We start from the raw sequence: 13754 nt of genomic DNA on the forward strand, positions 1-13754 counted from the left end.
GACGTGAGCCATGATCAACGTAGACCTGCAACAACTCATCCAGGCGCTGGACGCCGAAACCCGTCGCGATCTGGAGCGTTCGGCCGAGCGCTGCGTGGCCCGTGGCGGCAGCAAGATTCTGGTCGAAGACTTGCTGCTCGGCCTGCTGGAGCGCCCGAACGGTCTGCTCTCCCGCGCACTGCAGGATGCCGACGTTGACGCTGGCGAACTGAGCGCCGCCCTGCAATCGCGGGTCGAGCACAGCGCTTCGCGCAACCCGGTGTTCGCCCCGGAACTGGTGCAGTGGCTGCAAGACGCGCTGCTGGTGGCCAACCTTGAACTGGGCCAGACCTCGGTCGAAGACGCGGCGCTGATCCTCGCGCTGCTGCGCAACCCGATGCGCTACGCCGGCAGCCGCTACCAGCCGTTGCTCGCCAAACTGAACATCGATCGCCTGAAAGAATTTGCCCTGTCGCAACAGCCTCAGGCAGCGGCCAACGGCAAACCGGCCGCCCAGGGCGAATCGCTGCTGGAGCGCTTCACCCACAACCTGACCCAACAGGCCCGCGACGGCAAACTCGACCCGGTGCTGTGCCGCGATGGCGCGATCCGCCAGATGGTCGACATCCTCGCACGTCGCCGCAAGAACAACCCGATCGTGGTCGGTGAAGCCGGTGTCGGTAAAACCGCCATCGTCGAAGGCCTGGCCTCGCGTATCGCTGCCGGTGAAGTGCCGCAGGTACTCAAGGGCGTCGAGCTTCTGTCGCTGGACATGGGCCTGTTGCAGGCCGGCGCCAGCGTCAAAGGTGAATTCGAACGTCGTCTGAAAGGCGTGATCGACGAGGTCAAAGCCTCGCCGAAGCCGATCATCCTGTTCATCGACGAAGCCCACACCCTGATCGGCGCGGGCGGCAATGCCGGCGGTTCCGACGCGGCCAACCTGCTGAAGCCGGCGCTGGCTCGTGGCGAACTGCGTACCATCGCCGCGACCACCTGGGCCGAGTACAAGAAATACTTCGAGAAAGACCCGGCGCTGGCCCGTCGTTTCCAGCCGGTTCAACTGCACGAACCGACCGTGAGCGAAGCGGTGACCATCCTGCGTGGCCTGGCGCAGGTCTACGAAAAGAGCCACGGCATCTACCTGCGCGATGACGCGGTGGTTTCAGCAGCGGAACTGTCCGCCCGTTACCTGGCCGGTCGGCAACTGCCGGACAAGGCTGTCGATGTGCTCGACACCGCCTGCGCCCGCGTTCGCATCAGCCTCGCCGCTGCCCCGGAAAGCCTGGAGCGCCTGCGTGGCGAACTGGCTGAAGGTGGTCGTCAGCGTCAGGCCCTGCGCCGCGATGCCGAAGCCGGTCTGCTGATCGACCACGAAGCGCTGGAGGCACTGGAAGCGCGTCTGGACGAAGCCGAAGCGGAAATGGTCGCACTGGAAACCCTGTGGACCGAGCAGAAACAACTGGCCGAGCGTCTGCTGGAACTGCGTCAGCAACTGGCCAAGGCCCGCGAAGCCGCTGCGGTCGAGCCGGTGGTCACCGTTGAGGAAGACGCCGAAGGCACTGTGATCGAAACCCACGCCGCCGACGTCGACGAAGCCCTCAGCGTCGAAGCGCTGGAAGCGCAACTCAACGAAACCCACAGCGCCCTGACCGCCGCTCAGGTCAAAGAGCGTCTGGTCAGCTTCGAAGTCTGCCCGCGTCTGGTGGCCGAAGTGATCAGCGCCTGGACCGGTGTGCCGCTGGCGCAACTGGCCCGCGAACACAACGCCAAGGTTGCCAGCTTCGCCACCGACCTGCGCACCCGCATTCGTGGTCAGGAGCAAGCCGTGCACGCATTGGATCGCTCGATGCGCGCCACCGCTGCCGGCCTGAACAAGCCTGACGCACCGGTCGGCGTGTTCCTGCTGGTGGGCCCGAGCGGCGTCGGCAAGACCGAAACCGCACTGGCACTCGCCGATCTGCTGTACGGCGGCGACCGTTTCATCACCACCATCAACATGTCCGAGTTCCAGGAGAAACACACCGTTTCCCGCCTGATCGGTGCACCGCCAGGCTACGTCGGTTACGGCGAGGGCGGCATGCTCACCGAAGCGGTGCGCCAGAAGCCGTACTCGGTGGTGCTGCTCGATGAAGTCGAGAAGGCCGACCCGGACGTGCTCAACCTGTTCTACCAAATCTTTGACAAAGGCGTGGCCAACGACGGCGAAGGGCGCGAGATCGACTTCCGCAACACGTTGATCCTGATGACCTCGAACCTGGGCAGCGACAAGATCAGCGACCTCTGCGAAGACGGCGCGCGTCCGACCGCCGAAGTGCTGGAAGAAACCATTCGCCCGGTGCTCAGCAAACACTTCAAACCGGCGCTGCTGGCGCGGATGAAAGTGGTGCCGTACTACCCGGTCGGCGGCCCGGTGCTGCGCGAGCTGATCGAGATCAAACTCGGTCGTCTGGGCGAGCGCCTGAACCGTCGTCAGCTGGACTTCAGCTGGTGCCAGAACCTTGTCGATCACCTGTCCGAGCGCTGCACCCAGAGCGAAAGCGGTGCGCGCCTGATCGACCACTTGCTCGATCAGCACGTGCTGCCGCTGGTGGCCGACCGCTTGCTCGACGCCATGGCCACCGGTGAAAGCCTCAAGCGCGTGCATGCGACGCTCGACGGTGAAGCCAGCGTGACCTGCGAGTTCGCCTGAGGTGAGTGTGATGTTCACCCAAGTGCCGCAGCCACTGCTCTATGCCGAAGCCTTGCTGGCGCAGTTCGCCAGCCTGTCGCGGGCGGCGGACGGTGCTGCGCTGCTGGGTGACTTCGTGCGCGGTCTGGCCGGGCTGAGCGGTTGCGAACTGACACAGCTGTACTTGCTGGACGCCACGCACACGTCGCTGGGGATGAACGCCGAATGCCTCGATGGCGTACTGCAACCGCGCAGCGCGGCGAGCCTGCCGGCGGACTACAACGGCGAGCAACTGTTGCAGTTCGCCCTCTGCCAGAACCGCGTGGTGAGCTTCGATGACCTGGGCGGCAGCCTGCACGAAACCAGTTTTCTGCCGGCGTCGTCCACGCCGTGGCAGTCGTTGTTGTGCGTGCCGCTGGTCAATCAGCAGAAGGCCGTCGAAGGCCTGTTGCTGTGCGCCAGCCGTCGTCATATCGACCTGCAAGGCTTTGCCGATTCCCTCGGTCAGTTGGGCTCGTTCGTGCTTGGTCAGCTGCATCTGCTGCAACGCCTGCGCCAGCCAGTGGATGCGGCCGCACCGGTCGTGCGCAGCCTGCCGAGTGCCAGTGGTTACGGCCTGATCGGCAAGAGCGCGGCGATGCGCCAGACCTATTCGCTGATCAGCAAAGTCCTGCACAGCCCGTATACCGTGCTGTTGCGTGGCGAGACCGGCACCGGCAAGGAAGTGGTCGCGCGGGCGATCCACGATTGCGGCCCGCGCCGGTCCCAGGCGTTCATCGTGCAGAACTGCGCGGCGTTCCCGGAAAACCTGCTGGAAAGCGAGCTGTTCGGCTACCGCAAAGGAGCGTTCACTGGCGCCGACCGTGACCGCGCCGGGCTGTTCGACGCGGCCAACGGCGGCACTCTGTTGCTCGATGAAATCGGCGACATGCCGCTGTCGCTGCAAGCCAAGTTGCTGCGCGTGTTGCAGGAAGGCGAGATTCGTCCGCTGGGTTCCAACGACACCCACAAGATCGACGTGCGCATCATCGCCGCGACGCACCGCGATCTGTCGGTGCTGGTCAGCGAAGGCAAATTCCGTGAGGACCTTTACTACCGCCTCGCGCAATTCCCGATCGAATTGCCGGCCCTGCGTCAACGCGAAGGCGACATCCTCGACCTGGCCAAACACTTCGCCGACAAGGCCTGCAGCTTCCTGCAACGCGATCCGGTGCGCTGGTCGGACGCGGCGCTGGAACACCTGTCCGGTTACACCTTCCCCGGCAACGTGCGTGAACTCAAAGGCCTGGTCGAGCGGGCGGTGCTGTTGTGCGAGGGCGGCGAGTTGCTGGCCGAACATTTTTCGCTGCGCCTTGAATTGGCGCCGGCGCCGGAAGACCACTGCGGCCTCAATCTGCGCGAACGACTGGAAGCGGTCGAACGCAATCTGCTGCTCGATTGCCTGCGCAAGAACGACGGCAACCAGACGCTCGCTGCCCGCGAACTGGGCTTGCCGCGACGCACGCTGCTGTACCGGCTCGGTCGCTTGAACATCAATCTGGGTGATTTCGATGGGTAGGCGAAAGTCCGTCGGATTCACCTCGAACACCTATTTCAGCGCCGCCCGCGAGGGTCGGCGCTTTGTGCTTTGTCTACACCTGGAGACCCTCTGATGTCTGTTCGTCACTGGCACGCTGTCCTGCTGACCCTCGTCGTTCTATGCGGCCTCGGCGGTTGCAGCGGCAATTACAAATTCAACGATAACGATTACCGCCCGTTGGGTGATCCGCAGGCGGTCAATCGCGGCAAGTGACCGCAAGGAGCATCAAACATGGAATTGGTTTTCGAAATGCTGAACACCAAGCAGTTCGTGCCCACCGAGCTGTGCCAGCGGACCTTCAAACAGGCCGGCGGTGTGATCGGGCGGGGCGAGGACTGCGACTGGATCATCCCTGACCGCAAGCGTCACTTGTCCAATCACCACGCGATTGTCAGCTATCGCGAGGGCACGTTTTTCCTGACCGACACCAGCAGCAACGGTGTTCAGGACGGCGACAGCGGCGCACGCCTGCACAAGGGCGAACCGGTGCGCATCGAGCACGGCAGCACCTACGTGCTGGGCGACTTCGAGATTCGTGCGCGCCTGGTGCGCGACCCGGCGACGTTCGACGGTGAAGTCGGCCAGCCACGCGCCGCCGGCACCATCATCCCGGACGACGCGTTCCTCGACCTCGATCCGTTGAAGTCGCTGGAGCAGCAAGAGCGCGTGTACTCGGAATTCGAGGAGATGCTCGCGCCGGTTACCGATCCTGAAGACTCCCGTCAGCGCGCCGACTACGCGCGCATCGACATGGAAAGCCTGATGGTGCCGGAGCTGATCGTCGAGCCCACGCCTGAGCCAGCACCGGCACCGAAAGCGGTCGAGCGTCAGAGCGAAACCTTCTGGGACAAATTCGGCGCGGCCCTCGGCGTGAACGTGAAGAACCTCAGCCACGACGAGCGTGAAGCCCTCGCGCTGAACGCTGCGCGTCTGCTGCGCCAGAGCATCGGCGGTCTGCAACAGAGCCTGCGCACCCGTTCCGAGTTGAAAAACGAGCTGCGTCTGGCCCAGACCACCGTGCAAGGCACCAACAAGAATCCGCTGAAATTCGCCGTCGACCCGAGCGAAGCGCTGGACATCCTGTTGCAGCCGAACAAGCCGGGGCACTTGCCGGCCGAGCAGGCGATCTCCCGCGCGTTCCGCGACTTGCAGGCGCATCAGGTGGCGCTGCTGACCGCCAGCCGTGCGGCGGTGCGCGGCACTCTGGAGCACTTCTCGCCGGAGCAACTGACCCTGCGTTTCGAGCGTGACAACAAGCCGTTGCTCGCCACCGCTGGCGGGCGCTGGAGAGCGTTCAACCGTTACCACCATGCGCTGCGTCAGGACGACGACTGGAGCGAGCGCCTGCTGGCCCGCGACTTCGCCCAGGCCTACGAAGAACAGATCCGCCTGATCTCCACCCTCCACACCGACCACCAAGGATGATGCGCATGTCTCGCCGCTCGACCGCTTTTTTCAAGACGCTGACCGCGCTCACCCTGTTGGTGCTGCTCGCCGGTTGCTCGTCGCTGTCGCCGTATTCGAAAGTGACCAAGATCAACCTGAAGCTGACCGGTAGCGATCAGCTGAACCCGGATCTCAACGGTCGTCCGTCGCCGATCGTGGTGCGCCTGTTCGAACTCAAGCACCCGGTGACCTTCGAGAATGCTGATTTCTTCAGTCTCTACGAACGCGCCAAGGAATCCCTCAACCCGGATCTGGTGGCCAGCGAAGAACTCGAACTGCGCCCGGGTGAAACCGTGGAACTGAAACTCAGCGTGGAGGAGGGCAGCCGCTTCATCGGCATCCTCGCCGCGTACCGCGACCTGCCGGAAACCAAGTGGCGCCACACGTTCCCGATCACGCCGCTGGAAGTCACCGAAGCCGATCTGACCCTGGATCAAGCCGGTATCCGCAAGACCAACGAAGTGCTCGCCAAGGCGGATGACTGATCATGAATACCCATAAAGTCATCTGGCAGGAAGGCATGCTGCTGCGTCCGCAGCACTTCCAGCACAACGACCGCTATTACGATCACCAGATGAAGACCCGCACCCAGTTGCTGGGCGGCTACACCTGGGGTTTCCTGAACCTTGAGATCGACTTGCAGTTCCTCAACATGGGCAAACTGGTGATCAGTGAAGCCTCGGGGATCCTGCCGGACGGCAGCCTGTTCGAACTCGGCGGCAACACCGAGCCGCTGGCGCTGGACGTGCCGCCGAATACCGGCAACATGCCGATCTACCTGGCGCTGCCGCTGGTCACCGGTAACCACATCGAGGCCCGTCGCCCCGAGCAGTCCGACGTACTTGCGCGTTACACCGCGTATGACGCCGAAGTCGCCGACTCCAACGCCGGTGATGATTCCGCCAGCCAGGTCAGTTGCGGTCGCCCGGACTTCAAGCTGTTGCTCGGCGAGCAGCAGAGTGACCAGGCTTACGTGAAGCTGAAGATCTGCGACGTGCTCGATACCACGCCGGACGGCGTGATCAGCCTCGATCCGGATTTCGTGCCGACCTACATTCAGGCCCACGCCTCCAGCTACCTGCTGTCGTGCCTGAAAGAAGTGATCAGCATGCTCGGTCACCGGGGCGACACCATTGCCGAGCGTATTCGTTCGAACGGCAAGGTCGGCGGCGCGGAAATCGGCGACTTCATGATGCTGCAACTGATCAACCGCACCGAACTGCTGCTGCGCCACTATCTGGGTCTGGAGCAGGTTCACCCGGAAGAGTTGTACCGCACGCTGCTGACCATGCTTGGTGATCTGGCGACGTTCTCCAGCGACAGCAAACGCCCGCGTCTGGACAGCCGTTACTCCCACGCTGACCAGGGTGCGAGCTTCCGTAAACTGATGGAGTCGATCCGTCAGGTGCTGTCGATGGTGTTGGAGCAACACGCCATCGAACTGATCCTGCAAGCGCGTCAGTACGGGATCATCGTGTCGCCGTTGCACGACCACAAACTGCTGGGCTCGGCGTCGTTCGTGCTGGCAGCCAGTGCCAACTGCGACTCCGAAGAACTGCGCAACCGCTTGCCTGCGCACCTCAAGGTCGGCCCGGTGGAGCGCATCCGCCAACTGGTCAACCTGCACCTGCCGGGGATCAAGGTCAAACCGTTGCCGGTGGCCCCGCGGCAGATCGCGTTCCACTCGAACAAAACCTATTTCATCCTCGAACTCAGTTCCGAAGACCTGGCACAACTCGAGCGCTCCGGCGGCTTCGCGTTCCACGTGTCCGGCGAATTCGCCGAGCTTGAACTGAAATTCTGGGCCATCAGGAACTGACCGACATGATCAAGGACATGGAACACAACCAGGACGACAAAACCGTCCTGCTCGACCGTCAGGGCCATGGCCCGGCGGCGAGTCCGCTGACCGACTTCGCCGCGCCGCCGCGCTTCGAACAACTGGAAGAACGGATGATCTACGCCGCGCGCCTGCGCCCGGCGGAAGCCTTCAACATCAGCCTCAATTCGCTGGTGGCGGCATCGTCCGAACTGTTGTCGGAAGTGGTGCGCCTCAAGCACAGCGAAACCCGCGAAGATCTCTACGCGCTCAACGAGCGTCTGACCGCCGGGCTCAAGCTGTTTGAAGTGCGCGCCCTGCACAACGGCGCCGAAAGCAGCCAGGTGATGGCTGCCCGTTACGTGCTCTGCACCGTGGTCGACGAAGCCGTCGTGACCACGCCGTGGGGTAACGAAAGCGAGTGGTCGCAGATGAGCCTGCTCAGCAGCTTCCACAACGAAACCTTCGGTGGCGAGAAGTTCTTCCAGCTGCTCGATCGGCTGTCGAAAAACCCGGTCAAGCACCTGCCGATGCTGGAGCTGATGTACCTGTGCCTGTCCCTCGGTTTCGAGGGCAAGTACCGCGTGCAGGCGCGCGGCATGCTGGAACTCGAAGGCATCCGCGACGCCCTGTACCGGCAGATCCGTCAGTTGCGTGGCGACGTGCCGCGCGAATTGTCGCCGCAGTGGGAAGGCCTCAACGATCAGCGCCGCAACCTGGTGCGCATCGTGCCGGCATGGATGGTGGTGCTGTTCACCTTCGTCTGCCTGGTGATGATGTATTCGGGCTTCGCCTGGGTCTTGGGCGAGCAGCGCGACACCGTTCTGCAACCTTATCAGCCGCTTGATCCGGCCGCGGCCCAGCCGCAGTCGCAGCCGTAAACAGGGACGTGTGATGAAAAAGTTTTTCAAGAAAGTCGGCGCCTTCCTGCGCCAGACCTGGGTCTGGACTTTGCTGCTGGTGCTGTTCCTAGCGCTGCTGGTGTGGTTCGTCGGCCCGCTGTTGGCGGTGGATGATTACAAGTTCTGGGAAGGTTCGACTTCCCGCCTGTTGACCATCAGCGTGCTGTTTCTGATCTGGGGCCTGACCATGGTCTTCGTCAGCTGGCGCGCCGGTATCCGCAAGAAAGCCGTCGAAGAAACCGAAGACGGCCAGGACCGTATCCGCCGTGACGAACTGATCGAAGAAGAGCAGAAAGAGTTGAAGGAGCGTTTCAAGGACGCCCTGAAAACCCTCAAGACTTCGAGCCTGTATCGCGGCCGCAGCGAGCGCTGGCGCAGCGACTTGCCGTGGTACTTGCTGATCGGCCCGCAGGCCAGTGGCAAGACCAGCCTGCTGGACTTCTCCGGGCTGGAATTCCCGATCAACAAGATCGACCGCAAGCTGACCCGCGACACCCACGGCACCCGTCATTGCGACTGGTACTTCGCCGACCACGGTGTGCTGATCGACACCGCCGGCCGCTACTTGGCCCAACCGGATTCGGAAGTCGACGGCAGCGCCTGGACCACTCTGCTGGAACTGCTGCGCAAGCGTCGTCGCGGTCGTCCGCTGAACGGTGTGCTGGTGACCATCCCGGTGGAAACCCTGACCAGTGGCAGCGAGCAGGACATCGACACGCTGGCTCGCCAGGTGCGCGCGCGTCTGCAGGACGTCTATCAGAAGCTGCACGTCGACGTGCCGGTGTATCTGGTGCTGAGCAAGGCTGACAAGCTGCTGGGCTTCGACGAGTTCTTCGACCAACTGACCCGCGAAGAAAGTGATCAGGTACTGGGCACCAGTTTCCGCAAGGATCAGCTCGGTACCGACGTGGCTGTGCTGCGCGGGGAATTCGAAGAGCTGCTGCGTCGCCTCAACAGCCAGGTGATCATGCGCATGCACTCCGAGCGCGACACCCAGCGCCGTGGCCGCATCCTCGACTTCCCGCACCAGATGGGCCAGATCGGCGAGCGCCTGTGCCTGTTCGTCGACATGGCGTTCACCGGCAACCGCTACCAGCGTGCGACGCTGCTGCGTGGTTTCTACCTGACCAGCGCACCGCACCTGACCCACGAAATGGATTCGACCACCGCCGGTATCGGCGCGAGTCTGGGCATGAGCGCCGGCGTATTGCCGACACTGCGCAGCGGTCGTTCGCGGTTCATCCACCATTTGCTCAGCCGGGTGATTTTCCCGGAGTCCGACCTCGCCGGTCTGGACAAGCGCGAGCGCAGCCGCATCCATTGGGGCCAGCGTGCATTGTACGTCGGTGCATTGGGCGCGCTGGCGCTGTTCGGCATGCTCTGGGCCGGTGGTTTCTCGGCCAACTGGGAGCGTCTGGAAAACCTGCGCAACCTGGCGCAGAACTGGACTCAGCAACGCACTGCACTGTCGCCGCGCGATGACGCCATGGGCACGCTGAAAACCCTCGACACCAGCTACGCCGCGACTCAGGTGTTCCCGAAGAAGGGCGACGCTGCGTACCACGAGCGCGTCGGTCTGTATCAGGGCCAGGACGTCAATCCGGTGGTCAAGGAGGCCTACGAGCGCGAGCTTGAAAAGCAACTGCTGCCGCGCGTTGCCACCATGCTCGAAGGCCAGATCCGCGCCAACATGAAGGACCGCGAAAAGCTGATCAACAGCCTGCGCGCGTACCTGATGCTGAACATGAAGGACCGTCGCGATGCGGCATGGCTCAAGGATTGGGTCGCTACCGACTGGTCGCAGCGCTACACCGGCAACACCGCGGTGCAGAACGGTTTGAACGCGCACCTTGAGCGTCTGCTGAAGCTGCCGTTTATCTACCCGCTCAATGAGCAACTGGTGACTCAGGCGCGTCAGGTCCTGCGCAGTGAATCGTTGGCAAACGTGGTTTACCGCATGCTCCGCGAGCAGGCGCGCAACCTGCCGGACTATCGTTTCAGCCAGCACCTCGGCCCGCAGGGCTCGCTGTTCATCGGCACCGAATACGTGATCCCGGGCTTCTACACCCAGACCGGTTATCAGCAGTATTTCTCGGTACAAGGCGCGTCGCTGGTGACCGACATCCTGCGTGACAACTGGGTGCTGGGCGAAGGCGCGGGCATCAGCGACATGGATCTGCGTCGCCTGATGGTCGAGCTGGAGCAACTGTACTTCCGCGATTACGCCAACTACTGGAGCGAGGCCGTTGGCCAGGTGGCACTGCCGCCGATCAGCGATGCCGGTGAAGGCGCCGAGCAACTGGCAGGCCTGACCTCGGCCAACTCGCCGGTGCTGGCGCTGCTGACCGAAGTGCGTGAGAACACTCGTTTCCCCGCGGCTCCTGAGCCGGTGGATGAAGCCGGTGACGCTGCCGATGCGCTGGCGGGGCAGAAGGGCAAACTGGGCAAGGTCGGCAAACTCGCTTCGGCGTTGACGGACAAGGCTGCGGCCATGAACGTGGCGAAGAACCTGCCGGACACCGCCAAGAAGTCCCTGCAACGTCGCTTCGAGCCGCTGCATAAACTGCTCGACGACAACAACGGGCCGGCCGCTGACCTGACCCCGGCCTTTACCGCGCTCAACGACCTGCAACTGCAACTGGCCGGCCTCGCCCGTTCCAGCACGCCGGAGCAGGCTGCGTTCGAACTGGCCAAGACCCGCATGAGCGGCCAGCGTGATGCGCTGACCAATCTGCGCAATGCGTCGGGTCGTCTGCCGCGCCCGCTGAGCGTGTGGTTCAACGTGCTGGCCGAAGACTCGTGGCGCCTGGTGCTCAACGATGCCTATCAATACCTGAACGGCCGTTATCAGAACGAGCTGTACAGCGTGTATGGCAAGACCATCAGCAAGCGTTACCCGTTCAGCGCGTCGAGCACCAGCGACGTGGCGATCAGCGATTTCCGCGAGTTCTTCCGGGCTCAAGGCACCATCGACCGCTTCTTCGACAGCTACATGCGTCCGTTCGTCAGCGGTGATCCGGGCAACTATCGGATGCGCAGCATCGACGGTCGCAGCCTGCCGGTGTCCAAGGTCTTCCTCGACCAGATGGCGGCGGCACTGAACATTCGCCAGAGCTTCTTCTCGATCAACCCGGCCGAGCCGACCGTGCAGTTCAAGCTGGAGCCGTACACCCTCGATCCGGCGGTCAGCCGTTCCGAGTTCAAGTTCGGCGACAAGACCATGGAATATCGCCACGGTCCAATCCTGCCAATGAGCTTCAAGTGGCCGACCGATGCTGAAGACGGTCGCACCAGTCTGGTCATGGACAAGATGGCCGGGCGCCCGATCGGCATCGAGAAGAACTCCGGCCCGTGGTCGCTGTTCCGTCTGTTCGACCTGATGCAGACGGAGTACCTGACCGGTCGCGACGTGCTGGTGCTGAAAGCCGATGTGGGTGGCCTGCGCGCCAACTACCTGCTGACCAGCCAGCGCACGCCGAACCCGTTCGACATGGGCGTGATGCGCACCTTCCGTATGCCGGTGCAGCTCTGATGCTGGTGGCCAGTCCCTGGCGCAGCGCGGCGCGAACCGACCCGGGCAAGGTGCGGTCGCGCAACGAAGATGCCTTCCTCGACACCCCGCAGCATGGGCTGTGGGTGGTCGCGGACGGCATGGGCGGTCATCAGGGTGGCGACATCGCCAGCCAGTTGATCGTCGCCAGCCTGGCTGAACTGCCGCAGCACGAAGACTTCGACGAACGCCTCAAAGCCATCCGCCAGTGTCTGCACTGGCTGAACCGGCGCCTGGGGCAGGAGTTGACCGTCACCGCCGGGCGTCACGACAGCATCATGGGCAGTACCGTTGTGGCGCTGCTGGTGGACGGCAATCGCGCGGCCTGCATCTGGGCCGGTGACAGCCGTTGCTACCTGTGGCGCGGGCAGCGGTTGTATCAGCTGTCGAAGGATCATTCTCTGCAGCAACAACTGATCGACGAGCAACAGATGAGCGTCGAACAGGCAGCGGCACACCCGGCAGCCCAGGCCTTGACCCGGGCGGTCGGCGCGGCGGAACAACTGACGCTGGATGTGCTGGAGCTCGAGGTGTATCCGGGCGATGTGTTCCTGCTGTGCAGCGATGGTTTGTATCAAGGCTTGAGCAGCGATGCCCTTGGCAACGCTCTCAGCCTGGCGGCGCCGCATGTGGCGCTGGAACGTCTGTTCGACGGCGCCCTGCGTGGCGCCGCTCGCGACAATCTGACTGCCGTGGTGATCCGCCAATGACTGAAATCGAATCCTCAGTCGACGACTTGCTGATGAGCGAAGAGCAGGCCAACAACCTGACCTACTTCGCCTTCGCCAAGGAAAAAAAGGCAGAGCCTTTGCTGGCGCCGACCAAGGCCAGCATCGGTGCGCTGCCGGACGTACTCGCCGGCCGCTATCACCTCGAGCGCCTGCTCGGGGCCGGTGGCATGGGTGCGGTTTACCGGGCCCGGGATCTGTTGCACGAACAGTTCGGCGATCCCGATCCCTACATTGCGCTGAAAATCCTCAGCGAAGAATTTGCCGAGTCGCCGGACGCCAGTGCCTTGCTCTACAGCGAGTTCGCCCTGACCCGACGCCTGCGCCACGACAACGTGTTGCGACCGCACACGTTCGAAGTCGACACCGATTGCCAGCGGGCCTTCATCACCATGGAACTCATGCGTGGCCTGACCCTGGACAAACTGCTCTGCGAGCGGCCGCTGGGCCTGCCGTGGAAAGAACTGCGCGACATCGCGCTGCCGCTGCTCGACGCGCTGGCCTACGCCCACCGTCGCGGCGTGCTGCACGGTGACATGAAACCGAGCAACGTCATGCTCAGCGAAGACGGCGTGCGCCTGTTTGACTTCGGTCTCGGGCAAGCCGAGGAGGGCATCCTGCCCGGCCTGCCGCACCTGAGCCGCGAGCGCTTCAACGCCTGGACCCCGGGCTACGCCGCCCCCGAACTGCTTGAGGGCCAACCGCTGTCGGCCAGCGCGGACGTGTACGGCGTGGCCTGCGTGATCTATGAACTGGCGGGCGGCAAACACCCGTTCCGCCGCTTGCCCTCGACCCAGGCCCGTGACGACCACCTGGATCGCGAACTGCAAGCCCCGGCACATCTGCCGACACACTGCTGGCCCGCGCTGCGCACCGCGCTGGCCTTTGACGCGGCAGAGCGCAACATTTCTGCCGACCAATTGCGTGACGCCTTGGGCGCCACTTCGTCCTGGCTGCAGCGTTTGCGACTGCGGGCGTAACGGATGACATTCGAACAGGGAGCACACTATGTTCAACCCAGCTAACGAAACGCACTTCAGCCTCACCGTTGAAGACTACGTGGGCGACCTGCAAGTGCTGTCG

The 13754-nt window shown here is 63.5% G+C and carries 10 protein-coding genes; all 10 read left to right on the forward strand.

Annotation, left to right across the window (positions count from 1 at the left end; all coding sequences use genetic code 11):
* Positions 1-10 precede the first annotated feature (10 nt).
* The 10 genes from tssH to M5G18_RS17280 all read left to right on the forward strand — a co-directional run bounded on the left by tssH (position 11) and on the right by M5G18_RS17280 (position 13651).
* Positions 11-2668 (forward strand): type VI secretion system ATPase TssH, encoded by a 2658-nt coding sequence (gene tssH, locus M5G18_RS17235; protein ID WP_273898203.1) that lies wholly within the window; start codon positions 11-13, stop codon positions 2666-2668.
* Between the two features lie 10 nt (positions 2669-2678).
* Positions 2679-4205: a sigma-54 interaction domain-containing protein gene (locus tag M5G18_RS17240; RefSeq protein WP_273898204.1), complete on the forward strand. Its 1527-nt coding sequence runs from the start codon at positions 2679-2681 to the stop codon at positions 4203-4205.
* Between the two features lie 93 nt (positions 4206-4298).
* A complete protein-coding gene (locus M5G18_RS17245; RefSeq protein ID WP_003229566.1) occupies positions 4299-4439 on the forward strand; it encodes a hypothetical protein in 141 nt (46 codons plus the stop codon).
* Between the two features lie 18 nt (positions 4440-4457).
* Positions 4458-5651, forward strand: coding sequence for a type VI secretion system-associated FHA domain protein TagH (gene tagH, locus M5G18_RS17250; RefSeq protein ID WP_273898205.1), 1194 nt, complete (start codon positions 4458-4460; stop codon positions 5649-5651).
* A 5-nt stretch (positions 5652-5656) separates the two neighbouring features.
* Positions 5657-6157 (forward strand): type VI secretion system lipoprotein TssJ, encoded by a 501-nt coding sequence (gene tssJ / locus M5G18_RS17255; RefSeq protein ID WP_011336587.1) that lies wholly within the window; start codon positions 5657-5659, stop codon positions 6155-6157.
* Between the two features lie 2 nt (positions 6158-6159).
* Positions 6160-7491, forward strand: a complete 1332-nt coding sequence (tssK, locus tag M5G18_RS17260) for a type VI secretion system baseplate subunit TssK (RefSeq protein WP_011336586.1) — start codon at positions 6160-6162, stop codon at positions 7489-7491.
* A 5-nt stretch (positions 7492-7496) separates the two neighbouring features.
* Complete coding sequence (gene icmH / locus M5G18_RS17265) at positions 7497-8372, forward strand: type IVB secretion system protein IcmH/DotU (RefSeq protein WP_011336585.1); 876 nt, start codon at positions 7497-7499, stop codon at positions 8370-8372.
* 13 nt (positions 8373-8385) lie between these two features.
* Positions 8386-11925 (forward strand): type VI secretion system membrane subunit TssM, encoded by a 3540-nt coding sequence (gene tssM, locus M5G18_RS17270; RefSeq protein WP_273898206.1) that lies wholly within the window; start codon positions 8386-8388, stop codon positions 11923-11925.
* Positions 11925-12653 (forward strand): PP2C family protein-serine/threonine phosphatase, encoded by a 729-nt coding sequence (locus tag M5G18_RS17275; RefSeq protein WP_007954391.1) that lies wholly within the window; start codon positions 11925-11927, stop codon positions 12651-12653. Before tssM ends, M5G18_RS17275 begins: the two co-directional genes overlap by 1 nt.
* Positions 12650-13651 (forward strand): serine/threonine-protein kinase, encoded by a 1002-nt coding sequence (locus M5G18_RS17280; protein ID WP_273898207.1) that lies wholly within the window; start codon positions 12650-12652, stop codon positions 13649-13651. The genes M5G18_RS17275 and M5G18_RS17280 overlap by 4 nt, the downstream gene beginning before the upstream one ends.
* The last annotated feature ends 103 nt before the right edge of the window (positions 13652-13754 follow it).

Source organism: Pseudomonas aphyarum, from assembly GCF_028657055.1.
GTDB lineage: Bacteria > Pseudomonadota > Gammaproteobacteria > Pseudomonadales > Pseudomonadaceae > Aquipseudomonas > Aquipseudomonas aphyarum.

Coding starts and splice junctions, on each gene's coding strand:
- M5G18_RS17240 (WP_273898204.1), top strand. CDS start 2,679: ATGTTCACCCAAGTGCCGCAGCCACTGCTCTATGCCGAAGCCTTGCTG.
- tssJ (WP_011336587.1), top strand. CDS start 5,657: ATGTCTCGCCGCTCGACCGCTTTTTTCAAGACGCTGACCGCGCTCACC.
- tssM (WP_273898206.1), top strand. CDS start 8,386: ATGAAAAAGTTTTTCAAGAAAGTCGGCGCCTTCCTGCGCCAGACCTGG.
- tagH (WP_273898205.1), top strand. CDS start 4,458: ATGGAATTGGTTTTCGAAATGCTGAACACCAAGCAGTTCGTGCCCACC.
- tssK (WP_011336586.1), top strand. CDS start 6,160: ATGAATACCCATAAAGTCATCTGGCAGGAAGGCATGCTGCTGCGTCCG.
- M5G18_RS17245 (WP_003229566.1), top strand. CDS start 4,299: ATGTCTGTTCGTCACTGGCACGCTGTCCTGCTGACCCTCGTCGTTCTA.
- icmH (WP_011336585.1), top strand. CDS start 7,497: ATGATCAAGGACATGGAACACAACCAGGACGACAAAACCGTCCTGCTC.
- M5G18_RS17280 (WP_273898207.1), top strand. CDS start 12,650: ATGACTGAAATCGAATCCTCAGTCGACGACTTGCTGATGAGCGAAGAG.
- M5G18_RS17275 (WP_007954391.1), top strand. CDS start 11,925: ATGCTGGTGGCCAGTCCCTGGCGCAGCGCGGCGCGAACCGACCCGGGC.
- tssH (WP_273898203.1), top strand. CDS start 11: ATGATCAACGTAGACCTGCAACAACTCATCCAGGCGCTGGACGCCGAA.